The sequence below is a fragment of the Paenibacillus baimaensis genome, from assembly GCF_025567575.1.
Genome location: NZ_JAOQIO010000084.1, coordinates 250849 through 275180 on the forward strand (window position 1 = coordinate 250849; position 24332 = coordinate 275180).

24 protein-coding genes are annotated in these 24332 nt (G+C 46.6%); 12 read left to right on the top strand and 12 right to left on the bottom strand.

Features of this window, described 5'->3' with window-relative positions:
* Positions 1-30 precede the first annotated feature (30 nt).
* From OB236_RS20280 to OB236_RS20300, 5 genes are all read right to left on the bottom strand, one after another.
* Positions 31-429, bottom strand: a complete 399-nt coding sequence (locus OB236_RS20280; protein WP_262685630.1) for a RidA family protein — start codon at positions 427-429, stop codon at positions 31-33.
* Positions 430-605: 176 nt separating this feature from the next.
* On the bottom strand, positions 606-968 hold the full coding sequence (locus OB236_RS20285; protein WP_262685631.1) for a hypothetical protein: 363 nt from the start codon (positions 966-968) through the stop codon (positions 606-608).
* On the bottom strand, positions 955-1299 hold the full coding sequence (locus tag OB236_RS20290) for a hypothetical protein (protein ID WP_262685632.1): 345 nt from the start codon (positions 1297-1299) through the stop codon (positions 955-957). Before OB236_RS20290 ends, OB236_RS20285 begins: the two co-directional genes overlap by 14 nt.
* 26 nt (positions 1300-1325) lie before the next feature.
* Positions 1326-2315, bottom strand: coding sequence for a carbon-nitrogen hydrolase family protein (locus OB236_RS20295; RefSeq protein WP_262685633.1), 990 nt, complete (start codon positions 2313-2315; stop codon positions 1326-1328).
* A gap of 164 nt (positions 2316-2479) precedes the next feature.
* Entirely contained in the window at positions 2480-3259 is a 780-nt protein-coding gene (locus OB236_RS20300; RefSeq protein ID WP_262685634.1) for an IclR family transcriptional regulator, read from the bottom strand.
* A 295-nt stretch (positions 3260-3554) separates the two neighbouring features.
* Between OB236_RS20300 and OB236_RS20305 the strand changes: the two genes are divergently transcribed.
* Positions 3555-4286, top strand: coding sequence for an alpha/beta hydrolase (locus OB236_RS20305; protein WP_262685635.1), 732 nt, complete (start codon positions 3555-3557; stop codon positions 4284-4286).
* 486 nt (positions 4287-4772) lie between these two features.
* Here the strand turns inward: OB236_RS20305 and OB236_RS20310 are convergent, their stop codons facing one another.
* Genes OB236_RS20310 through OB236_RS20320 form a run of 3 tightly spaced genes read right to left on the bottom strand, consistent with a single transcriptional unit; the run spans position 4773 to position 7681 of the window.
* Complete coding sequence (locus OB236_RS20310; protein ID WP_262685636.1) at positions 4773-5609, bottom strand: sulfurtransferase; 837 nt, start codon at positions 5607-5609, stop codon at positions 4773-4775.
* A gap of 5 nt (positions 5610-5614) precedes the next feature.
* Complete coding sequence (locus OB236_RS20315) at positions 5615-6982, bottom strand: LLM class flavin-dependent oxidoreductase (protein ID WP_262685637.1); 1368 nt, start codon at positions 6980-6982, stop codon at positions 5615-5617.
* 15 nt (positions 6983-6997) lie between these two features.
* Positions 6998-7681 (bottom strand): carboxymuconolactone decarboxylase family protein, encoded by a 684-nt coding sequence (locus OB236_RS20320; protein WP_262685638.1) that lies wholly within the window; start codon positions 7679-7681, stop codon positions 6998-7000.
* A 156-nt stretch (positions 7682-7837) separates the two neighbouring features.
* Here OB236_RS20320 and OB236_RS20325 point away from each other — a divergent pair, with 156 nt between their 5' ends.
* Positions 7838-8737: a LysR family transcriptional regulator gene (locus OB236_RS20325; protein WP_262685639.1), complete on the top strand. Its 900-nt coding sequence runs from the start codon at positions 7838-7840 to the stop codon at positions 8735-8737.
* On the opposite strand, the gene OB236_RS20330 is transcribed toward OB236_RS20325, so the two are convergent.
* The 3 genes from OB236_RS20330 to OB236_RS20340 all read right to left on the bottom strand — a co-directional run bounded on the left by OB236_RS20330 (position 8734) and on the right by OB236_RS20340 (position 11840).
* On the bottom strand, positions 8734-10221 hold the full coding sequence (locus OB236_RS20330) for a tripartite tricarboxylate transporter permease (protein ID WP_262685640.1): 1488 nt from the start codon (positions 10219-10221) through the stop codon (positions 8734-8736). The two genes, OB236_RS20325 and OB236_RS20330, sit on opposite strands and share 4 nt — an antisense overlap.
* A gap of 9 nt (positions 10222-10230) precedes the next feature.
* Complete coding sequence (locus OB236_RS20335) at positions 10231-10695, bottom strand: tripartite tricarboxylate transporter TctB family protein (protein WP_262685641.1); 465 nt, start codon at positions 10693-10695, stop codon at positions 10231-10233.
* A gap of 107 nt (positions 10696-10802) precedes the next feature.
* The gene (locus OB236_RS20340) at positions 10803-11840 is read right to left on the bottom strand and encodes a tripartite tricarboxylate transporter substrate binding protein (protein ID WP_262685642.1); all 1038 of its coding nucleotides are present in this window, start codon (positions 11838-11840) and stop codon (positions 10803-10805) included.
* Between the two features lie 278 nt (positions 11841-12118).
* Here OB236_RS20340 and OB236_RS20345 point away from each other — a divergent pair, with 278 nt between their 5' ends.
* From OB236_RS20345 to OB236_RS20365, 5 genes are all read left to right on the top strand, one after another.
* Positions 12119-13042, top strand: a complete 924-nt coding sequence (locus tag OB236_RS20345; protein ID WP_262685643.1) for an N-acetylneuraminate lyase — start codon at positions 12119-12121, stop codon at positions 13040-13042.
* A 111-nt stretch (positions 13043-13153) separates the two neighbouring features.
* A complete protein-coding gene (locus OB236_RS20350) occupies positions 13154-13540 on the top strand; it encodes a VOC family protein (protein WP_262685644.1) in 387 nt (128 codons plus the stop codon).
* Between the two features lie 513 nt (positions 13541-14053).
* Positions 14054-15208, top strand: a complete 1155-nt coding sequence (locus tag OB236_RS20355) for a mannitol-1-phosphate 5-dehydrogenase (protein ID WP_262685645.1) — start codon at positions 14054-14056, stop codon at positions 15206-15208.
* 221 nt (positions 15209-15429) lie between these two features.
* Positions 15430-16386: a sugar-binding transcriptional regulator gene (locus OB236_RS20360; protein WP_262685921.1), complete on the top strand. Its 957-nt coding sequence runs from the start codon at positions 15430-15432 to the stop codon at positions 16384-16386.
* Between the two features lie 33 nt (positions 16387-16419).
* Entirely contained in the window at positions 16420-17148 is a 729-nt protein-coding gene (locus tag OB236_RS20365) for a glycerophosphodiester phosphodiesterase (protein WP_262685646.1), read from the top strand.
* 104 nt (positions 17149-17252) lie between these two features.
* On the opposite strand, the gene OB236_RS20370 is transcribed toward OB236_RS20365, so the two are convergent.
* Complete coding sequence (locus OB236_RS20370) at positions 17253-19271, bottom strand: phage baseplate protein (protein WP_262685647.1); 2019 nt, start codon at positions 19269-19271, stop codon at positions 17253-17255.
* A 275-nt stretch (positions 19272-19546) separates the two neighbouring features.
* Here OB236_RS20370 and OB236_RS20375 point away from each other — a divergent pair, with 275 nt between their 5' ends.
* The 5 genes from OB236_RS20375 (at position 19547) to OB236_RS20395 (ending at position 24330) form a co-directional block, all read left to right on the top strand.
* Positions 19547-20341, top strand: a complete 795-nt coding sequence (locus OB236_RS20375) for a DeoR/GlpR family DNA-binding transcription regulator (RefSeq protein WP_262685648.1) — start codon at positions 19547-19549, stop codon at positions 20339-20341.
* A 188-nt stretch (positions 20342-20529) separates the two neighbouring features.
* Complete coding sequence (gene rpe / locus OB236_RS20380) at positions 20530-21192, top strand: ribulose-phosphate 3-epimerase (RefSeq protein ID WP_076228957.1); 663 nt, start codon at positions 20530-20532, stop codon at positions 21190-21192.
* Positions 21193-21224: 32 nt separating this feature from the next.
* Positions 21225-22178 carry a ribokinase gene (gene rbsK, locus OB236_RS20385; RefSeq protein WP_262685649.1) on the top strand — a complete coding sequence of 318 codons (954 nt, stop codon included), beginning with the start codon at positions 21225-21227 and terminating at the stop codon, positions 22176-22178.
* A gap of 4 nt (positions 22179-22182) precedes the next feature.
* Positions 22183-23250, top strand: coding sequence for an NAD(P)-dependent alcohol dehydrogenase (locus OB236_RS20390; protein ID WP_262685650.1), 1068 nt, complete (start codon positions 22183-22185; stop codon positions 23248-23250).
* A 39-nt stretch (positions 23251-23289) separates the two neighbouring features.
* Positions 23290-24330 (top strand): ABC transporter ATP-binding protein, encoded by a 1041-nt coding sequence (locus tag OB236_RS20395; RefSeq protein ID WP_262685651.1) that lies wholly within the window; start codon positions 23290-23292, stop codon positions 24328-24330.
* Positions 24331-24332: the final 2 nt, after the last annotated feature.

A 24332-nucleotide genomic window follows, 5' to 3' on the forward strand; every position in this document is an offset into this window, starting at 1 on the left:
CAACCCCTATCTCATTATTTATGCGATTTATCAGAGTGCAACAATTGCATCGACTTCTATCAGCCATTCCGGGAAGGCAAGCGACTGAACGCCAAGGAAGGTGCTTGCCGTCAACGGCCAGGTGTTCCTGAACACTTCGAAGCCTGCTTTGAATATGACATCCACCAGCCCCGGTTGATGATTCGCTACATGAATCTTCATCTGGGTGATGTTCTCCGGTCCCGCATTGATCGCCTCAAGTGCAAGCTTTAGATTCTCAAACACCTGGCGTGCCTGCAAGCCATAATCACCCGAACCGATCAGCTCCCCCTTCTTGTTGAGTGCAACCTGTCCGGAGATAAAGGCCAGTTTGGAAGGCGTTGTCACCACAATATGTGAAATTAGGCTTGTGACGGAGTCCGTCAGTGTAATTGGATTGATTCGTTCCATTCATCTAACCTCCTATTTAACGTTACTTCAAATAAGTGAAAGCATGCGAGCAATAGTCTCTATTCGGATGCAACCGAAAAATCGATCCTGTCCGGGATGGGAAGCAGCAAATTCTATTCTTTCAATTGGGTCATTTTTGTAGAAGTTGCTGTCTCATATAGATAATAAGCCGTCCGTTACAATCCGTTCGCACGCTGATCTAGCACATTTGACCGCATATCCCGAAGCACCCAGGTTAAAGAGTCATCCGGGATCAGATATCCACCTACCCCATCCGTAAACAAGATGTCGTAGATACGACGGCAAGCAGCATTTAGAGCTTCGTCGCTCGTATCCTCTTTGATTGGCGAAGGAAGGAGAATCACGATCGTATCCGGTTCCTGCGGGATGATTTCAATTCGAAAATCCCCCTCAGGCACCGTTCCCAAACCAAAATGCTCATCCAATCCAGCTTTAGGGTTAGAGATTAAACGCTGACGGGCAGCTTGGTCTCGTCGTAGCAAACGGTAATGACTTGTAAAAATATCATGTTGATCCATTAGAATTATTCCTCCTGTAGCTTTGCCTCATCGCCAAGAGCTGTACTTTCAGCTTTTGAGGCATGATCCAGACAAACAACTCGGCACTCTGCCACAGATCCATTTGATTGATAACGGATTCGGATTTATCAGCATCTCCAGAGTGAGGCGGAATTACGTAATAAAGGGTATCTCGTCGTTGTCGACGAACGTCAAGTTTGACGCCTTCGGGTACTTCCACTCCGATTTGTGCAAGAGCTCGATACGGGTCCGTTTCAATCAATGCAGAAAACGTCGAGTCCCGCCAAGCGAGCTCGGTAATTTTTCGTTCAAGACTGCTATTCATAGTCATTACCTAGTCCTCTCTAACTATAGTTCTTAACTATTCTGAATGGCTTCGTAACCGATAACCTTTGGCTTCGTATCGCCGATCACTTTAATGGATTCGTGTACAGTTTTGTCGAAAGTTAAGCTCAAAAATCCGGGAGTGGAGTAGTGCCCCGCATGATCGATTAGAAATTTTCCGGGAATGATTTGCTTCAAATCGATGTCGGCATACACGATTCCTTCCTCGTCATGCTTTAATGTATTGCTAATCACGTGACCATTCGGTGCAATTATTTTGGCGAATCCGTATCCTATTTTCATATAATTTTTTTGGTACTCGGTTTCGCCGAGCATATCTCTCATTTCACCCGTCCAAATCTGGGAAGCCAACAGGCAGAATGTTTGATTCGATATCGCGTAATACTTCGTTGCAATTTCACACACTTCGATGCTGAACAAATGGCCGTCATACGGCAAACCTGTTGGCCAGGAAGCAACGTGGACCTGTTCGTTCATGGAAGCCATTGCCGAAATATTGAGAGGAATGAGGTGCTCCCAGCATTGCAATCCTCCGAGATTGCCGTACTCCGTCTCGAATACTGGCATCATGCTTCCATCCCCGTCGCCCCAGATCACCTTTTCCGCATTCGTTGCCTTTAATTTCCGGTGTTTTCCAATCAAGTCTCCATTTGGATTAAACCATAATTGCGTCAGATATAAGGAACCACGGTCTTTTTCGGTAACAGAGACGCAGAAATATACTTTATTTCGTTTGGCAGCTTCGGATAATTTCTGAATGGATTTGCTCGGAATTTCTACTGAGTTTTCATACAGCCTAATGTAGTGTTTCATTCCATAGTCTGCATTACCAAGCCATATCCACCATGGATATCCCGGCACAAACGCTTCTGGAAAAGCGATGACCTTTGCGCCATTAGCAGCTGCCTCGTCCACTATTCTGCATGTTTTGTCGATCGTAGCGTCGAGATCCAAATAGACCGCAGCAGCTTGAACGGCAGCAGCTTTAAAGGTTTGACTCACATTGAACAACTCCTTTTAGTTTGATTAAATTTAAATTCATTCACTAATAGTGAACGTCATACACCATTAGTTGAACTCAGTATAAATTAACTTTGTTTTTCATGCAAGAAAAAGTTGAAAAAAAAAGAACATTGCTAGTCGATTTGACCGCAATGTTCTTTAACTTAAGTTAACAAATTTGTGATTTGATCCGCTTTCTCTATTAGCCTGATTACTTCTGCCGAGGATTGACTAAAGTCGATCTCACCAGCAAAGCCGATAAGGCAAAGAGCTGCTACCATGTTACCCGTGTAGTCAAAAATCGGACTTGCTACCGACATGCTGCCCGGTATCCCCGCAAAGGGGGTATTTCGGAAGGATACGCGTGCCCCACGAATTTTCTTCAATTCCTCGTCTACCATGTGGTTGTCAAGACCATATTTCCTGATTTCCTGTTGTAGTAACGGCTGGACTTGCGCGGGCGGAAGAAATGCAGCAAAGCACTTACCAAGGGCTGTCATCAGCAACGGCAAGCGATAACCAGCTTGAATTTCGACCTGGATCGGCTTGTCGCTTCTTTCATATTCGGCGATCATCGGCCCATCATCACTCCAGATTGCAAGGGCTACCGAGTGATTTAACTGTTTGCCGAATTCACGAATGTAAGGCTTTGCGATCTTGACGACATCGAATTGTTGGAGTGCAACCAAGCCTAGTTCGATCAATGTCGCTCCCAATGCATATGTAGAGTCTTTTTTATTCTGAATGAGAGCGCCGACTCTCGTAAAGCTGACGAGATATTTGTGAAGTTTATTTTTTGGCATACCCATTCTTTTCGAGAGTTCCGATACGGACATGGGAGCTTTTGCCTCTTTAAAACAGTTCAAAATTGAAAAAGCCGTCTCTAGAGATTGAATTCCCTGAGAAGAGGAGGTTAAACGAACTTGAGCTTCCATCTCTTCCATGTATTCACCCTACCTAAGTTTAGTTTAGTGATCTCACCCATTCATTGGATGCTGTCTAAATATTAATGGATTTGAAACGTCTTCGCAAGGAAAGTGACAAGAAACATTTTAAAGACTAAATATCTCCTTTGCTCCGATGCTCGTCCATTTTATTGATTTTGTAAGTTTAGTTAACATCGTTGTTGAAATTAGTTGCAAATTTAAAAATCCACTTTATAATGATGTTAGAAACATTCACATTTAGTGAATATATTCACTATTAGTGAACGATATTGTGATGGAGGGAGAACCTACTATGGTAATCGATGTTGCAGGATCAGAGAAGAATCCAACTATTGTACTTATTCACGGTTCTTGGTTAGGGGGATGGAGTTGGAGAGACGTCTCTAAGCAATTGACTGTTCAGGGGTATCATGTTCTGGCTCCAACTTTAACCGGACTAGGCGAGCGTAAACATCTTTTGACTGGAAATATTAATTTATCTGTGCATATCGAAGATATTGTAAACCTTGTCTTATTTAAAAACATTACGAACGTTGTGCTGGTTGGTCACAGTTATGGAGCTGTGGTTGCTGCTGGAGCCGCAGATCGATTGTTTGGACGAGTAGATTGTGAACTTGTTATTGTCGACGGGTTTATCACTAAGTCCGGCGAGTCTATCATGGATCGTTATCCGGATGTACATTTACTAATGCAGCGTTTTTTGTCATCGGATCCAACCTTGGTTGAACCACCACCTGTCGAGAGTTTTGGTTTAACTGATACCCAAATAGCTGGAGCTATTTCCCGCTTTCTTACCAAGATGCCTTTGGCCACTCATACGGAGCAGATTCACTACTCCATGGAACGCCAAGCTCAAATTTCCCGTTCTTATATTTATTGCACTGAGTTTCCCCTTTTCCATCAAACTGCTTCTTTGGCTGCTGAACAGGGGTGGCGCTGTTTTAATATAAGTGCTGGTCATATGGCCCCTATCACTCATCCAAAACAAATTTCCGACTTAATTATTGCGACAATGTCAAGCTGAGTTATACCTCGCTCGGACCACGAGCTTGTTCCAAACAAGTTACCAGATTGACCAGAGCTAGTCCTAGAGCAAATGTGACAAGTAAACCTTAAAATACAAGCCGCTACTTAGTTGCTCTTATGAGCAATTATCATTTTGGAAAGAGCGGCTTCCAGGAACTCCGAATACCGTACTCAAAACGTTCATCAAAACGGTCGTTGGTTATGACGGAAACGACAATGCAGCAAGTTCCGGCTTTGGCCCTTCGGGCCATGTACCCATTAGCTTCCAGCCTTTTCTAGAATGACCTATTGGATTGAGCGCGGCGCTTTGCAATCAGCTTTTGCCTTTGTCCTCGCAAGTAATGGCGATGTGAACACGATCATATGAATGGGGCACTCACCAGCGCAATCTTTTTTCTCAGAGCCTTTCAGAAGCATACAAAAAAGGCGTACAGACTCCAGTGGTCTGTACGCCAAACGCCCGTTGGACGCGGTCTTTCGGTTCTTACTCTTCCCCAGTAGCCACCGGATTGTCCATGTAGCTGATCCAGTCACTCCAACTCCCGGCATAAAGCTTCACATTCTTGAAGCCAGCCTCGCTAAGCCCCAGAATATTCGGCGTAGCGGTTACACCGGAACCGCAATACACGATGATTTCCTTGTCACGCGGAAGGCTGGCATAGTTCTCGGTTATTGCAGACTCGTCCTTGAATCGGCCTTGCTCGTCCAGGACATCCTTCCAGAACTTGTTGATCGCGCCCGGAATATGACCCGCGGCTTTATCGATAGGCTCCACTTCTCCCAGGTAGCGGGGAGCTTCGCGGGAATCGAGCAGCAAGGTTCCCGGCTGTCCAAGCTTGGCTTGAACCTCTGTCACATCGGCAATAATATCGGTCCGAATATGGGCAGTGAACACGGTTGGAACCGCTTCTTTCAGCAAGGAGCTAACCGGCTGTCCTGCTTTTTTCCAGACAGAAAAGCCTTCGTCCAGCACATAAACCTTCTCATGACCCAGATAATGCAGCAGCCACCATAAACGGGAAGCCATCGCTCCGCCTTGGTCATCATAAACGACGACAGTGGAGTTGACGTTTATCCCTGCCAGCCCAAGCTTCGTGGCCAGCGTATCGATATCTGGCACAGGGTGCCGTCCTCCATGCTCCCCAACAGGAGCAGACAGATCCTGCTCCAAATCAAAATATACAGCATTCGGAATATGGGCTTCCTCATACGCCTGACGTCCCGCATCCGGTTGACCCAGCTGGAACCGGCAATCGGCGACGACGAGGTTGGTGTCCTCCAGATGACTTAGCAACCATGCTATAGATACAATATGCTTCAAGCTGTTCACTTCCTCCCGGTTGTTTGGCTGACCTCGGCTGTGCTCTGTCTGTGCTTCTCGTAACGGTTAACAGGCACTGCCAGGCCAAGATGGCCTCTAAGCGTAGTGTGCTCGTACTCCGTGCGGAACAGGCCACGCTCCTGCAGAATCGGAACGACATGATCGACAAAGTCGTTGATCCCTTCTGGCAGCACATGTCCGAGTAAAATAAATCCGTCCACAGCCTCGGCGCGGAAGAAGCGTTCCAGCTCGTCGGCAATCTGTACAGGGGTTCCGACCAGTGGACCTCTGGGTGTTGCATTGCCTATCGCCACCTGACGAAGCGTAAGATTGCCTTCCTTGGCTATTCTTTTAATACGATCGGTTACACTCTTATAGTTCTCACTGCCGGTATCCCCCAGCTCAGGAAAGGGTTCATCCAGCGGATACTGGGTAAAATCGTGATGGTTAAACCAGCGACCCATATAACGCAAGGCCGTCTCAATGCTGATCAATCCGGCAATACGCTCATACTTGGCCTGTGCCTCCTCTTCAGTTGCACCCACGACCGGTGCGATACCGGGCAATATGAGCAGCTCATCAGGAGTCCTGCCATATTTGGCGAGGCGGCCCTTGACATCATCATAGAAGTGCTTGGATTCGGCAACCGTTGTAACGCCTCCGATTCCTGTGAATACGGCGTCCGCTCCTTTGGCGGCAAGCTCTTTACCCGCCTCCGAGGAGCCCGCCTGAAAAATGACCGGATAACCTTGGGGAGATCTGCCAATATTGACAGGCCCCTGAACCGAAAAGTGTTTGCCTTTATGATCAAGCCGGTGCATCTTCTCAGGATCGAAGAAAACGCCGCTTTCCTTGTCGCGGCTGAAAGCATCGTCTTCCCAGGAATCCCATAATCCCTTGACCACGCTCAAATGCTCGTCTGCCAGCTCATAGCGGTCTGCATGCGATGGATGCTGATTGCGGCTGTAGTTAAGTGCAGCCCCGTCGAGGGCTGAGGTAACGAGATTCCAGCCGGCGCGGCCGCCGCTCAACAGATCAAGCGAGGCGAATTGGCGTGCGACTGTGAATGGTTCGCTGTAGGTAGCGGAAACCGTACCGACAAGACCGATATGTGAGCTGTGTGCGGAAAGCACGGAGATTGCGGTTACAGGCTCAAACCGGTTCAAATATTGGGGCATCGTGACTTCATTGATAAACAAGCCATCGGCGATAAAGGCAAAATCGAGCTTACCGGCTTCCGACTTCTGAACCATCTGCTTGTAATGCTCCAGATTGATAGCCCCATCAGCTGGTGTTCCCGGGTATAACCAGGATGCCATTTGCTCTCCTGTTGCGAGGAGCGCTGCGCCGAGCTTCATTTGTTTGTTGGACATATCGTCTCACCCGCCTTATGAATTATTTTCATCCTCCCGTATGAAAGCACTGTACGCATTGACCCGATGAGCCAGCGCTGAGCCTGCTTTCAGTGCAGTAGCAACCAGAATGGTTTCGGCAATTTCTTCAATTGCTGCGCCTTCCTGCTGCGCCAGCACGGTAAAATCCTCAATGCTGTAAGCACAGCCTGTTATATGAGCAATTGCAACTGCGATCAGCGCCTTTTCTAGGCTGCTGACGACTTGCCCTGCCAGGACATTCCGGCGAAATTCCAGCACAGATGTGTACAGCTGCTCGTTAATAGGTTCAAACTGCTCAATGCCAGTAAGGTTGGATCTGCTGTACAGCTCGTCGTCGCGGTCATCCCGAAGCGCATTCAGCGCATTAACGCCATGGTAAAAAGCGGAATAACCTTTAACGAGAGCGCTGACCGCAATCGCTTCGAAAATTTCCTCTTTTGTCAGTTGAAGCTTGTGTCCGGTTGTCACGTGAATATCGATGCAATAAGGGCAGCCCGTTGCATGCGCCACGGCAATCGCGATCAGCTCCTTGAACTTGCCTGACAGTGCGCCGTCCTGCAGGGCAAGCTTATTGAATTCGGAGAAAGCCTTAAACGTTTCCGGTGCAAACGGAACGAATTTCGCTGCATATTTGGCATAATTAGACCTAAGGTATAGGCTTTCGTTGGATATCGACATGATAATCTCCCTTAATATAAATTTATATCCGAGTAAAATAGTGTGTTTAGTAATACATTAGTGCTATAATAGCATCGTTAGATGATTTTGTATAATTGAAATACGGAATGCGTTCATTTCCTTTTTTCGAATTAACCTCAGAAAGGACACCCCATCATGGACATTCGAAACATCGCTACCTTCCAGATTATTGTCAAAACAGGCAGCTTTCAAAAAGCGGCAGAAGAGCTGAAATATGCACAATCCACGGTCACCAAGCAAATACAAAACCTCGAGAGCGATCTTGGTGTGAAGCTGCTGGAAAGGGGAAAGAAAATTCGCCTGACGCATGCCGGAGAAATATTTATCGAAAAAGCCGACCAGCTTATACGCAACTATCATGACCTTCAGCAAACGATGACCGATTTGAACGATGGCGAGAAGGGCACGGTCAGTATCGGAATTATGGAGCCAACTGCGAGCTACCGGATTCCGGGTCTGCTCAAGAAATTTACGAGCATATATCCGCATGTTGAGGTTAACATCAAAATTCATAACAGCCATATGTTCAACCAGATGGTCAGCGACGGAACCGTCGATTTTGCCGTATGCGCAACACCGGAAAGCGGTCTTGGGACAACCTTTGAGCCTCTATTTAACGAAGAGATAGTACTGCTGCTGCCGCAGTCGCATCCCCTAGTGAAGAAAAAACACATCACACTGGGAGACCTGAAGAACGAGCAGGTTTTATTGACGAATTCTACCTGCCCTTTTCGACGTAAGCTGGAAATATCGCTGCACGAGAATGGGGGAACGCCCTATCGGAAAATCGAAATCGGTAATATGGCTTCCTTAAAATATTATGTTCAGGTGCAGTATGGCGTTGCGGCCGTACCGAAGATCACCGTGACTCCGCCTCTGGAGGGAACGGTTGTGAGAAAGCTGGAAAATCTGGACGCGGGACTCATAACCGGGCTGTTGATTAAGAAGGACACGAAGCTGCTCAGCGCGGCTGCCCGTAAGCTTGCATCCTTTATCCGACAGGAGCTTAAGCTGCTCGACCGTGCTGAGGCTTAAGCCTTGCGTTTTTTCCACATCATTTGAATGCATGTATACAGCAATAAACAAAAGGCGATAGAGAGCAGCCCTCCGGAGAGCGGTCGTGTGATGAAGATCGCAAAATCGCCATTGGACATCAGCATGGACTGCCGGAAGGAGCTTTCCAATATTTTGCCGAGCACGAAGGCAAGCACCATGGGAGCCGGATCAAAGCCTGCTTTTCTCATGATGTAGCCCAGCACTCCAAAAAACAGCACAACCCACATATTAAAGCTGTCGTTGCTCAAGCTGTATACGCCGATCATCGTCAGTACGACCGCAAATGCCATCAGTATGCTGCTTCGTACCCGCAATAGCTGAATGAACAGTCCGACAAACGGAAGGTTCAGAATTAACAGCATCGCATTGCCGATATACATTGAGGATACGACTCCCCAGAACAAATCCGAATGCTGGGCTATCAGCTGAGGACCTGGTGTAATGCCGTTGAGCAGCAGTGTTCCGAAGATCAGTGCCATTACGGCATCCGATGGAATACCAAGCGTCAACAGCGGAATAAAAGCGGCCCCCGCTGCGGCGTTATTGGCCGACTCAGGTCCTGCAACCCCTTCAATCGCCCCTTTACCGAATCTCTCCGGTGTTTTGGATAGCCGCTTCTCAGCACCATAGGACGCCACAGTTGCAATAATCGAGCCGCCTCCGGGCAGCAGCCCAATCATGAAGCCGATCACTGTTCCGCGTACGATAGCCCATTTGGCCTGCGAAAAATCTTTTAGCGTCGGCCAAACTCTGCCTACCTTAGTCGTAATCACCGTACCCTTGGAGAGCTTTTCAAGATTATGGAGAATTTCACCGACGCCGAATACACCCATCGCCATAGCGGCAAAATCGATTCCGCCCAATAAATTGTTTGTGCCAAAATTTAGCCGGATCGATCCGGTTATCGGGTCCTGACCTATCGTTGCGATCAATAAGCCGAGTGCCGCGCAGATGACGCTTTTCACAAACGATTTGGTCCCCAAATAGGCGACCAATAGGATACCGAGCGAGGTTAGCACCGTATACTCGGGGGCTCCGAAGCGTACTGCAAAGTTTGCGAGACCTGGTGCAAGAAAGCTTAATCCAATGACGGCAAACGTGCCCGCGATAAATGAACCAATGGCTGCAATGCCAAGCGCAATTCCAGCTCTACCCTGTTTGGTCATCTGGTAGCCATCGAAGGTCGTGACTACCGATGCCGCCTCACCCGGGAGATCGAGCAGTGTGGAAGTAATCGAGCCACCATACATTGCGCCGTAATAAATACCAGCCATCATAATGATCGAGCTTTCCGGCGGCAGTGTAAAAGCAAAGGGCAGCAGCAGCGAAATGGTGGCCGTAGGGCCGAGCCCAGGCAGTACTCCGATGATATTGCCAAGCAGCACGCCAATGAGGCAGTAAATTAAATTGTGTCCCGACAAAGCAAGTTGAAAGCCGGACATCATTGCGTCTATAGTACCCATGTTGACCCCCTACTTAAATAACAGGAACAGTTGATCCTCGGGAAAAGGAATATGCAGTCCCCAAGCAAATATCATATAAATTGCAGCGGTTAATCCCAGTGACACCAGGATGGAAGTGATCCACCGTTCCATACCGAGGAATCGTGTCCAGAACAGAAACACGGCAATTGAGGGTAGTGAAAGCCCGATCTGTTCAAACAGCACAATGAACAGTGCCAGACTCAGCACTCCATACAGGGAATAACGCGAATCCGTGGTGAAGGATTCATCATCCTTGCGGTCCCCATTCCTGTCCGTAAAAAACAGCATGACCGATACGACCATAATGAGCACACTCAAACAAGTTGGCCACAGGCCTGGGCCCGGATTGTTCCACGTTCCAAATGACATTCGGCTGGAATAAATGAAAAAAAAGAGTCCCAGAATGAATGGAACCACTTTAATGGCAGCGGAGTAGTAACGTTGAACTTTCAACAAAAGCACCCTTTCTGAAAGGCAATCGGGGAGAGGGCATGAAGCTTGACATACTTCTTGTCCTCCCCCATTGCTCTTGTTTTCTTTCCTGTCTTTTCGTAGTAGGCTTACTGTTTTTTCAGAGTTTGTCCGTAGAACGCATTCGTATCGTCATAGGCCTTGCGGAAATCTACTGCTGAGGAGAAAATCGGTTCGATAAAAATGTTATCAAAGCTTTTTTTGACGTCAGCATCTTGTGTAGCCTGCTTCAATGCGTTTTCCAGCTTGGAAACGACAGCAGCTGGTGTTCCCTTAGGAACGATCAAGCCTCCCGGAGGCGGTGCGAACGTAAGACCTTTCAAATTCTGCTCGTCGGAAGTTTGCACATCAGGCAATATCGCCGAGCGCTTTTTGGTTACAATGGCGAGCGCCTTGAATTTCTTGTCTTTGATATAAGACAGAACCTCTGAATCTACATTTACAATGGCTTCCAGATTATTGCCGAGCAAGGCGTTAACAGCATCAACGCCCCCGTTAAAAGGTATTAATTGGAACTTCAATCCCTGGGTATTGGCGAATTGCTGGAGACCAATGAATGATGGGGAGGAGGGTCCGGTGGTGCCGATTCTGACCTTATTCGGATTAGCCTTGATATCGTCAACGAGATCCTGAAGCTTGGCATATTTGCTATCTGCGGATACAGCCAATGCATAAGGGTTGTCCATATAACCGCCAACAGCATCGAAATCTTTGGTTGTATAGCCGACTTCCGTAGTCAGAGGCGTAATGATTCCTGGTCCGACAGAGGTGAAGCCAACGGTGTATCCGTCTGGTTTGGCTTTGATAACTTCATTCATCGAGAGCGCGCCAGCCCCGCCCGGCTTGTCAATCACTTCAACCTTTTGGCCAAGCACCTTCTCAAGCTTCGGAGCAAGCGCGCGAACGGATAAGTCTGTAGCTCCACCTGCGGAGAAGGGGACCAGAATCTGAATCGGTTTTGTCGGATAATCGCTTCCTGCGGCAGGCTGGGCACCAGCGCTCGTTGCAGGGGGTGGACTGCTTGGCGATGGACTTGTGGTGGACACGGGGCTAGTACCGCAGGCACTCAATACCGTCATCAATACAATGGATAAACTTACGGATACAAGATTAAATTTTCTTTTCAATTTCTTTTCCTCCCTTTTTCCGGACATTATCATTTATTAATCGAATGCAACGAGGCTGAGTAGTCCTACTGCATTCTGAAAATAAATTCACTGTATATTACTCGGATTACTCAGATTATATTGGCCGTGAACGAATAAGTAAAGATGAAAAAATGAATACATACTATCGAAAAAATCGAATTCTTAAAAATATGAGAGGTTTATTAGAAAATATGAACACCTTGGAGGTCCCACGTCCTGTACGCTAATACCTAAGATAAGGAGAGGAGCAATAACAAATGGCGAACAGCAAACGGTTTCACGGGATTTTCACAGCGTTGGTTACCCCTATGCACGAGGACGGAGGTATCGACCACCCATCATTGGTACGATTGGTGCAGCATCAAATCGAGCACGGCATTCATGGGTTTTATGTTGGAGGCAGCACGGGAGAAGGTTTCCTGTTGACGCGGGAAGAGCGCAAGCAGGTATTGGAAACGGTCATTCAGGCGACTGGCGGCAAGGCGCGTGTTGTTGCACACATCGGCAGTATGAGTACGATGGAGTCTGTTGAGCTTGCCCAACATGCGGAAGCAGCGGGAGCAGAAGCGGTCTCTGCGGTTGTGCCTTTTTACTATAAAGTAGGAGCCAGAGAAATTCAGAAGCATTATGAAACGATTATGGCTGCCACCAAGCTGCCAATGATTATTTATCATTTCCCCGGTGCCACAGGCGTCCAGCTTTCACTTGGATTTTATGAAGAGATGGCGAAGCATCCACAATGTATCGGAGTGAAGTTCACCTCGCTGAACCTGTTCGAAATGGAACAGATTCGTTCCAGGTGTGGGGACGATTTCCTGATCTGGAACGGTCATGACGAGGTTTTCGCAGGGGGTGCCTTAATCGCAGCGGATGGTGCTGTGGGCAGTACGATGAACATGATGCCTAGTCTGTATACGGACATGTATACGTCCATACAGGGTGGAAATTGGGATGAAGTGCGCGCCCTGCAAAGTAAAGCTAACGCTATTATTTCGCATCTGGTGAATTTTGACGTGATACCTTACGAAAAATATGTATTATACAAGCAGGGGATTATCAGCACACCTACAGCCAGACAGCCATTAAGACAATTTACATCGGAGGAAAACGAGCAAATCCATCGCTTTTTGCAGAGCAATGAAATATTGAGCCGTCACAGTAAAGTGAACAACCCTTCCTGATGAACTTAAGTCCAAGTCCGAATCACCGCAATCGATAAGAAATCCTCCTTCTTCAGTTATGCTATAATGGCAATGAACATACCCAATAACTGGTTGGAAGGATGATGGAGGATGGCAACACTTATACCTTTCCTATTTTCGGAGGATTCCAGAGCGCAAGCGGAGTTCTATGTTGGAGCGCTTGGTGGGGAGATCCAGTCCGTTATGACGCATGGTCAGGCACCAGAGCCGAATGATGCGATCAAAGACAAAGTCATGCACTTGTGTCTGCTTGCCGGAGGAATCAACTTTTTCATGGCTGATTCCATCGGTCCGCTTACGCAGGGGAACGGCATCAGCCTGAATTTGAACTTCGAACCTGGAGTCGAAGGCCGGGAAGCGTTCGATAACCTCGCGGCAGGCGGCACAGTGATACATCCGCTCGAGCCGGTATTCTGGGGTGGCATGTACGGGCAAGTAGAAGATAAATATGGTGTTAATTGGATGATCAGCTGCTAAGCTGAAGAAGGCTAATCCTGACCGGAGCGAGGCTTCCGATAAAGTATACATTCCAATAATAGGGCTGATGCAGCCCTATTTTTTTGTTTTCAGCAAAAAGTGCAATAACTGTAAAATTGTACGATTACAAATCAATGAAGATCCTTTTACACTAGAAAAGAATCAAACTAAAGGATTTACTTCAGAGGGGGAGAAGAAGGCCGTAGTCTTTTATCATATCAACCAAGGAGGCTTTACAATGAGAGGTTTTGGAAAGCAAGGACAGCGGTTAATCGCTAAACAACGGTCTCCAGCAGCTTCCATTTCGGTATTGCGGCAATTCGTTTGTGTGTGATACAATGATTTCAACTTGGTCAAATGCTATATTTTGGACATTTGCTCAAAATATGAATCGTGTTGGGAAGTGGTTATACACCCATACATCGCAATTGAACTTTAAGATTCATTTCATTCGTCAAAAAACTGGGAAGTAACAAGCTCTCCGGGGTTACATGTTTCAAGAGGAGTGTGATCATGAGAGCCGTACATTTTGGTGCAGGCAATATTGGCAGAGGCTTTATCGGACTGCTGCTTTCCCGTTCAGGTTATACGATCTGTTTTGTTGACGTGAATGATAAGGTAGTATCACTGCTTCGTCAAAGAGGGAGCTATACGGTTTCATTGGCAACCGAGTCTCACGAGAGCGTGGAGGTCAACGGAGTATCTGCGATTAACGGTAATGAGGTTGCACAGGTTATCCAGCAAATCGCCAGCGCCGATCTGATAACTACAGCGGTAGGGGTGAATTTGCTTGGATCGATTGCCGATGTCATTGCGCGAGGCATAGAACACAGGATTAAGAACAGCTTGTCCGGTCCACTACAGGTCATAGCCTGTGAGAATGCAATCCATGCAAGCTCTTTATTGAAGAAGCAGGTGTACGAACGGTTAAGCCGTGAAGCATGCAGCAAGGCGGATGAAGCTGTATTTTTTACTAATACGGCTGTGGATCGGATCGTGCCCATTCAAAGCCATGATGATCCGTTGGAGGTAACCGTCGAACCCTTTTATGAGTGGCTGATCGATCGTAGAGGCATGCCGCCGGGAGCTGCCCAGATACAGGGGGCGGGTTATGTTGATCAGTTGGAGAGCTACATCGAGCGCAAGCTTTTTACCGTCAATACCGGACATTGCTGTGCCGCTTATTTGGGCTATCTGAACGGTTATGCAACGATCCATGAAACGATGGCTGATCCGGCTATCTCTATTCAGGTCAGGCAGGTACTGGAGGAAACGGGCTCCTTGCTTGTTAAGAAGCATGGTCTGAATCTGCAAGAGCATACACAATATATCCAAAAAATTATGAGCCGTTTTCGCAATGCTTATTTATCTGATGGGGTTGTCCGTGTGGGTCGCTCACCGATCCGTAAGCTTTCCCCGAATGACCGATTGGTTCGCCCCGCGCTTCAAGCTTTTCAATTGGGGATAGAGCCTTATCATTTATCAAGGGTAATAGCGACGGCACTGCTGTTTGATTACAGTTCGGACGAGGAAGCTGTACAAATCCAAGCGAAAATCAAGGCTGTAGGGATTCATCAAGCTGCTGCCCATTTTACCGGAATACCGATTGGACATCCTGTTCACGACCTGATTATACATCACTATGAAACATTGACACAGCCGATATAAAATGCGAAATCATATACCTTCTATGTGGTTAACACAATGTTGTAATCGTTGTGCTGACATGATAAAATGATCGTATATTTGAGCATTTGTGCAATCATGGACGTATGATTAGGAGATCATGGATATTCGAAAGGCATTCTGGGAATGGGAGGCGGTGCAATCGGACAGCAATTATCCTATAGTTGGATATTTTGTTGAAGGATTGCGCCTATTTGAATCATATGAGCGGAAATAGTAAAAATGAGCATTTGTCTAAAGAGAGCTTTCTGGAGAGGGTAGCACGGATGTACTACGTCCTTGGCATGAGCCAGCAGGAAATCTCTGTGCAGCTTAATATCGGAAGATCTTCGGTTTCCAGATTTTTAAATGAGGCGAGAGAAAGAGGAATCGTACAAATCCAGATTCGTTCCGACCTGGACAGCTGTCGGCATGAGCCCTTGGAACGCAAACTTACCAAGCTGTATGGCTTGAAGGACTGTGTAGTGTTTCGGGGTGATCAAAGCGCGAACCCTTTTGAGGCAATGGCGACTCAGTATCTGGATTCGGTGCTGCCCTCACACGGGGCCATTGGGCTGGGGTGGGGGAAGACGCTGAACGCAATCGGCACCCAGCTGCATCTGTGCGATTCGCGTCCGGGACTGAAGGTTTATCAGCTGATAGGCGGTTTTGGTGCCAAAGAAGATCAGATTCCTGCCTCCTCGATCATTCAGATGTGGGCTCAAGCGCTTCGGGGCAAAGCTCATTTGTTTCCAGCACCTGCGATTGCCGGTAGTGCTGAAAGCAAGGAAAGCTTTATGCAGGATCCGAGCATACAGGAGATCATGTTGGAAATCCGCAAAATGGAAACGATTGTGTTCAGTATAGGCCACGCTGGTGAGGATTCCACCTTATTGGCGTTAAATCTGGTATCCGGTTTAACCTATGAGGAGTTAAGTGGAGCCTCTGTAGGAGAGATTCTGTTTCATTGCTATGACAAGCAGGGCAAGTTCTCCCTTCCACGCATCAGCGAAAGGGTCGTAGGCACGTCGACGGAAGATTTGATGAATATCGAGCTGCGTATTTGTGTGGCTCAAGGCGCGCACAAGGTGCAAGCTATAAGTGGTGCTTTGCAAGGAAAGCTGCTGAATGTGCTGATTACAACGGAAGAAACGGCATTGCAGGTACTTGAGCTCAAATAAATCCAATAAATTGATGTTTAAGGAGATATTATTGTGAAAATTAAAGGTGTTGCTCACCGGGGTTATCCGGTCAAGTATCCGGAAAATACACTATCCTCCTTTCAAGCTGCAGTTGATTTGTCTTTTACGCATCTGGAGCTTGACGTTCATTTAAGTAAAGACGGTATTCCAGTCCTTATGCATGATTATTCGATTGAGCGGATGACGGATGGTAAAGGCTTCATCCGTGATTACACTCTGGATGAACTCAAATATTTCCGCGTTAAGGAAGTAGAAACAATCCCGACCCTGGAAGAAGCATTGAACCTGCTTAAGGGTCAAATATCGATATTGGTAGAAGTGAAGCAATGTGGCGAATTTTATTCCGGAGTGGAAGAAAAGACACTGGAGGTTATACGCAAAACGGACACATTGGACCAGTGCAGAATCATTGGTTTCGACCATTTTTCAATTGCCAAGACAAGACAGCTGGATAAAGATATTAGATTGGGCATTATCGCTAGTGGCAGTATGCCTTACGTGTTTCCGTTTATGGAAGAAATCGATTGTGACTTTTTGGGTGTGCAGCTTCGCTTCATGACACCGCAATATGCAGCCATGATGCAGGAGCGGGGCATCATTTCCGGACCTTGGCCTGTAGATACGTTAGCGGATATGGAGCTTATCGCCGCCAAATATCCAACGGATCTGATCACGACGAATGAGCTGGAGCGTTGGGCTGAATTTTATCGCAACCATCCCGAGCTGCATGTAGGTGTATAGCACTTTCTTCAACTTTATGTTCATATATATGTTCATATAATAGAAAAAACGGAACAACAAGCTTTTGCTTGCGGTTCCGTTTTTATGTGTAAGTCAGGTATGAATCAGGTTCCTGTTACAAGAGCATCTTTGTAAAAGATGTTGGCGTGCTTTTTTGTATCCGTCGACGATCGATACGAACCAAATCCGAAGCATAACCGAACGGTTGTGCCGACAACCTGGATGGACATGCCCTCCGGTTCTCTGAATAGCAAGGAGCTTCCTGCATTCGTCAATTGTCGATCCACCTGTAAACCTGTATTTAAGTTCACTGTCGTAATATAGGTGTTGCCGGTAGGGTTCGTGGCTGTATCGTAGGCAGTTCCATCCAGTAAATAAAGATAGCTTCCATAAGAGACAAACCCCTGAAAAGTGCCTAATCCTGTCGGTTGATCCACGGTTGCGAGCGGTGTAAAGGTACCTCCTTTAAGCTGGGCCAGATTAAACGTACTATAATGGAAAGCACGGCTTCCCACAACACCTGTTCGGTAGCGCATCGTCAGCAGACCGTTCGTCATATCGATATTGACAGTTGTCCGGTCTGCTCCCACTATCGGGGCGTACTTGGTAATAGATGAGTCCGTATTGACCAGAACCTGATTATTCACAAAAGGGAATCTGGCTAATTGAGTGCCATAACCATTTCCATCTGATCCATCGTTAACAGCATCCACCTCCGTCCACAAATAGGCGGTTGTACCGACAGGCTCCACACCAATGGAAACCCCGTGTCCAAAACCTATCAAATACATTTTTCCGAGTATGGTACCGGTTGAGCTGAGCTTCGTAACGGTTAAATCTCCTTTGAGCGCTCTCTCCGCACTGCTGTAGGTCCGGGTTTCCGTCCCTAATTGTTGACCTGCATTTGTAACCTGTACCATGTAAATATGGTCATTCGTATTATCTATTGCAAAGCCTTGCTGCAGCGTAGGGTCTGCCAGCGCTTTACCTGTAAGCAGGGGCTCCGCTGGATCGGATAAATCGAACATTTTCGATACGAAAGCATCCTTGTAAAAAATATTCGCATTCTTGCCGGTATCCGTCGATGACTTATAGGATGCAAAACCGAAGGATAATCGGACAGCTGAACCTACAGTCTGAATCGACATGCCATGCGGCTCTCTGAATAGAAGTGAGCTGCCTGCATTCGTCAATGACCGATCCACCTGAGCGCCTGAATTAAAATCCACCGTCGTTATATACGTGTTACCGGTAGGATTGGTGGACGAATTGTAGGCATTCCCATCCAGTACATATAGATTGCTGCCGTAAGATACAAAGCCTTTAAAGGAACCTAAAGTCGACGGTTGATCTACTGTAGCGAGCGGTGTAAAGGTACCCGTCTTGAATTTGGCCAGGTCATAAACGCTGTAATGGAACGAGCGGCTTCCGACAACGCCTGTGCGGTAACGCACGGTCAACAGGCCGTTAGCCATATCGACATTGACTGTCGTCCGATCAGCACCCGCCACTGGCGAGTATTTAGTAATCGATGAATCGGTATGGACCAATACCTGATTATTCACAAATGCGAATCTGGCTAACTGAGTGCCATAGCTATTTGCATCGGTTGAATCATCCTGGAAAGCATCGACATCGGTCCACAAATAGGTAGTCGTACCAACTGGCTCCGCCCCGATCGAAAGCCCGTGTCCAAACCCCATCAAATACATTTTCCCCAATACGGTTCCAGTCGTACTGAGCTTCGTAACCGTTAAATCCCCATTAAGGGCTCTCTCTGCAGCCGTGTAGGTTCGGGTTTCCGTTCCTAATTGTTGTCCTCCAGCTGTAACCTGCACCACGTAAATACAATTATTCGTATTATCGAACGCAAAGGATTGCTGTACCGTGTTGTCCGTCAGTGCCTTGCTTGTAAACAAGGGTTCTGCGGCGTCTGATAAATCGAACTTATCTGGAACTGAAGCTTGTGCAATACCTTCTCCGATTGGTAATAGAGGAAACGACAACATCATTACTGCAAGAAAAATCGTAAGCACCTGCGATAGCCTTTTACCAATAAAACGCTGCTTCTTTGACATTTCATTTACCTTCGATCGTTTTGTTCGTACACATGAAATATCCATTTTGGCCTCCTAACAAATTTGGTTTTCAATTCCTAACTTGTAAGCATTTTCATTCTACTTCAAACCACAAAAGATGTCCAATCAATTGTTTGCATGTGGACATATGTCCAAATTTACTAAACATTAATTTATTTCAATTGCTGCGGCATTGCCCTTCATTCAAAGATGAAGTAAAATGATTAACAATGGAGTCTGTAAAACGGACATGAAAACTAACAAAGTAAAGATTATTTGATGAGATATGACAATAATAAGCATAGGGTAAGGTGGTAAATGTGGAAAACAATACATCCAGGAGAGTGGAGACCTTAGCGGGTAATGATCGAAAAAAAGAAATTGTGAATCTGCTGGAAGAATTGGGTGTAGTCCGCGTATCTGATATGAGCAAAAGATTCGGAGTTACGGAGGAAACGATACGCCGGGATCTGGAACGGCTTGAGAATGAAGGATCACTGCTTCGAACACATGGCGGCGCTGTGCTTAACCGTAAAGAAGGCCCGGAGCTCCCTGTACTGCAGCGGGAATTGGTGCAAGCGGAAGAAAAAAGATCCATAGGCGAGTACGCGGCATCCTTGGTTAAGGACGGGGAAGTGATAGCCCTTGATGCCAGTACGACCTGCCTGCAAATGGCCAAATACTTTCCAAACAAAGAGATTACTGTCATCACCTACTCGATTCCCATAGCTTACGAGCTGATCAAAAAAACAAATATCCAAATATTTTTGATTGGTGGTTATCTGGATAGGCATTCGTTAGGCAATACCGGTACTCCAGCCGAAAAAATGCTGGAAGGATACCATGTGGACAAGTTCTTTTTCTCTTGTCAGGGCTTTGATTTGCAAAGAGGGATCAGCGAGCCCTATGAAGCACATGTACAATTAAAAAAAAGCATCGCCTCCATTTCGGACCAGCTGATTTTATTAGCGGACAGCAGTAAGTTTCAAAGAAAATCCTTAGTCCGATTAATAGGACTGGAGGAAGTAAGCATGCTTGTAACCGACAATCATATGCCAGTAGAAGCCTTGCAAGAAATGGATTCAAGTGACATCAATGTCGTAGTAGTCAGCTGAACATCGCCTCCTTCCTATAATTCTGTATAAAAAAGAAACCAATCTGTGATTGGTTTCTTTTTTGGTAAAATATATGTTGAAAACAAATAATATATAGTATATAATCTTCCTATTGAGTTGATTTCGAAGAATAATTTGTTGGAATGAATAGTTATGTGCTTTGAAACAGACAAAATGGGGTGTGGGCGATGGCGATGATAGGACCCTCATTAATGTGTGCAGATTTGGGTCGTTTAATAGAATCTGTGCAAATCTTGAATCAGGGGAATGTTGATTTTTTTCATTTTGATATTATGGATGGAAGCTTTGTTCCTAATTTTAGCATGGGACCCGATATGCTGAAGACACTGCGTCCGCATACAAGCAAACCGTTTGATGTGCATCTGATGGTTGAGGAACCGGAACGATTTATAGACATGTTTGCAGATGCGGGGGCCAATATGATCTCAGTTCATGCAGAGTCCAAAATCCATTTGCAAAGAGTGCTTCAATCCATTCGGGATCGAAATCTCCAAGCGGGCATAGCCCTTAACCCGTCAACTCCCCTCTGTATTTTGGATTATGTGATGGATACTGTAGATTATGTTTGTTTAATGACCGTTAATCCGGGATTTGCAGGCCAGAAATTTATTCCAAGTACGCTTGGGAAAATCGCCGATTTGAGACAAAAAATTAATGCCTCCAATATGGATATATCGATTCAGGTTGATGGAAATATCAGCTTAGCTGCGATTCCGCAGGTTATGGAAAAGGGTGCTGACATGCTCGTGTGCGGAACATCAAGTTTATTCATGCGGGGTGTGAGATTGGAGCAAGCGGTCGCGGATTTGAGGGAGTATTGCCATAAATAGCCGTTCAGATCTATAGGGAAAGGAAGTGTGAGGTGACGATTACTGTAGTGGGAAGCATCAATATGGATATTGTAGCTCTAACCGATCATTATCCTGATCACGGAGACACGATATTCGGGAATGAAATCCGGTTTTCTCCTGGTGGAAAAGGAGCCAATCAAGCAACGGCCTGTGCCAAATTGGGGAAAGAGGCCGTAATCGTAGGGTGCGTTGGAAAAGACCCGTTCGGTGACCGCTTGATTGAAACTATGCACGGAAACCATGTGAATGTAAGCTTTATTAAAAGGTCTGTATCCAGGCGTACCGGGACAGTGCTCGTAACCGTTGATGAGTCCGCAGAGAATACAATGCTTGTTGTCAGAGGCGCCAATGGAGAATTAGATGCTGGAGACGTAGAGAGCTGCAGTGAACTGATTAAAAAGAGCAAGGTGCTGCTTGTACAATTGGAAATTCCTGAAGAAACTGCGATTTCTGCAATGGCTAAAGCCCGCGAGTACGGGGTGACCGTTATTTTGGATCCTGCACCTGCAGAGGGTATTCATTTGAATCTTTTGAAATTTGCAGATATCATCATTCCAAATCGACAGGAAGCCAAATATATAACGGGTATTGACGTGATAGACATCCAATCCGCACTTGCAGCGGCAAGGTTTTTGGAACAAAGGGCAGGCGTGACAAGATCCATTATCAAAATGGCTGAGATGGGATCTCTTGTATATACAAAAGGGCTGTGGGAGTATGTGGAGGCCATTAAGGTTCATCCTGTTGATACCGTGGCAGCGGGAGATGCATTTGCAGGTGCGTTGGCTTGTGCGATTGCTGACGGTGAAGCCTTGGGCAGCGCTGCGAGGTTTGCAACGATTGTAAGCGCTTTAAAGGTGACAAAATTAGACGCTCAGGACGGTATACCAACGATGGACGAAGTCAATGAATTTTGCGCTTCAAGAAATCTGCGACATTACCTGAGTCATTCGAAAAAGGAGTAGGAACATGAGTAATGGTATGATGAGAGCCGCAGTTTTGGAAAAACCGTTGTCCATAGCGCTTAAAACAGTACAAAGACCTGTTCCAGGTCCGAATGATGCATTAATAAAGGTTCATTGTATTGGTGTTTGTGGCTCAGATATTCATTATTATGAGCATGGAAAGATTGGAAGATATGTCGTGGAAAGCCCGATTATTTTAGGTCATGAGCTTGCAGGTGAAGTTATTCAGGTCGGTGATCAGGTGACCAATGTCACTGTAGGTGATCGGGTAGCTGTTGAACCGGGCGTTACGTGCGGCCGCTGCAATTTTTGCAAGTCAGGGCGGTACAATCTATGTCCAGAGGTTGTTTTCATGGCTACACCTCCTGTGGACGGGGCTTGGTCTGAATACGTTGCCATTCGAAGTGATTTTTTGTTCAAGCTGCCAGAGGACATGAGTTATGAAGAAGGAGCTCTTTTGGAACCGCTATCTGTTGGCTTTCATGCGATGAGAAGGGGGAAGGTGGGGCCATCCGATCGTATGCTGATACTCGGATTAGGTCCAATTGGCTTACTGGCCATTCAAGCAGCGAAACTGTTCGGTGTTACCGAGATCATTGCTTCCGACGTTGTGCCGTTCCGACGCGAAATGGCACTTAAGCTTGGTGCAGCAGCTGTAATCAATCCATTGCAGGACAACATCTCTGAGCAGCTTTCCCTACTCACTGGGGGTGATGGCATCGATGTCATCATCGAATCGTCAGGCAATAGTCAAGCGATCTCCGATACGATCCGATTGGTTAATCGCGGGGGGCGCATTGTATATATTGGCTTGCCGACAGTGGATCAAATTCCTATGGATATGAACCTGTTAATTGATTCAGAATTAGATGTGTATGGTGTGTTCCGGTATGCCAACACGTACCCGGCAGCTATACAAGCGCTCAAGAATAGTGATATTGACCTGCGTCAGTCCATTACCCACAAGTTTGCTCTTCATGATGTTCAGGAGGCTATAGATGTAGCAAGAACCCGCAAGGATACAAGTATTAAGGTTATGATTTATCCTGACAATGATCACGTAGAAAAGTAATGACGTTTAAAGATTTTACTCATATAAGGAGGGGTCCAATTGGCATCTATAGAGTTTGTGAAGGTTACGAAATCATTTGATAAGCACGATGTTATTAAAGACCTGGACTTGAAAATTGAAGATGGCAAATTTACCGTTCTGGTAGGTCCGTCTGGCTGCGGGAAAACGACACTTCTAAGAATGATTGCCGGAATTGACCCCCAGACATCCGGATCGGTGCTTATTAATGGCAAGGATGTAACAAAGATTGCACCTGGTCAAAGAGGAGTTGCCATGGTGTTCCAAAACTATGCGATCTACCCTACGATGTCGGTGAGGGAGAACATTGAATTCGGCTTGAAAAATAATAAGGTGCCCAAAGAAGAGCGGACTCGTTTGGTGGAATCGATCAGCGCTACGGTAGGGTTGTCCGAATATCTGGATCGCAAGCCGTCAACATTATCTGGCGGTCAACGTCAGCGTGTCGCGCTGGCCCGGGCCATGGTCAAGCAGCCATCGGTGTTCCTGATGGATGAGCCGTTGTCCAATCTGGACGCCAAACTCAGGGTGCAGATGCGCATTGAACTCATTGAGCTGCATAAGAAGCTTGGCACTACTTTTGTGTATGTGACTCATGATCAGGTAGAAGCAATGTCTATGGCCGATACGATCGTATTGATGAATAAAGGGCTTATTCAACAGGAAGCACCACCGGATATTATGTACCGCAAGCCGAGCAACAGGTTTGCTGCGGAGTTCATCGGAGTTCCGCCCATGAATATTGACGACTTGGGTGTAGAGGACATCAGGTTCGGCTTTCGCCCGGAAAGTGCTGTTTTATCTAAAGAACCTGGGGGACAGCACTTTTCCATCCGTGGAGTCATTGCCACCAGGGAAATGCTCGGATCTGAAACGGTCTATCAAGTAAAATACAAAAACAGCTCTTACATGATTAAATGCATTGAGGATCATTTCACCGTGGACCAAGAGGTATATTTGGAAGTCGCAGCCAACAAAATATTCTTCTTTGGGGCAGATGGAAACCGTATTGGCGAGGAAGATGGACGCTTCCATGAATACATAGAAGCATTGAGAGGTTGATG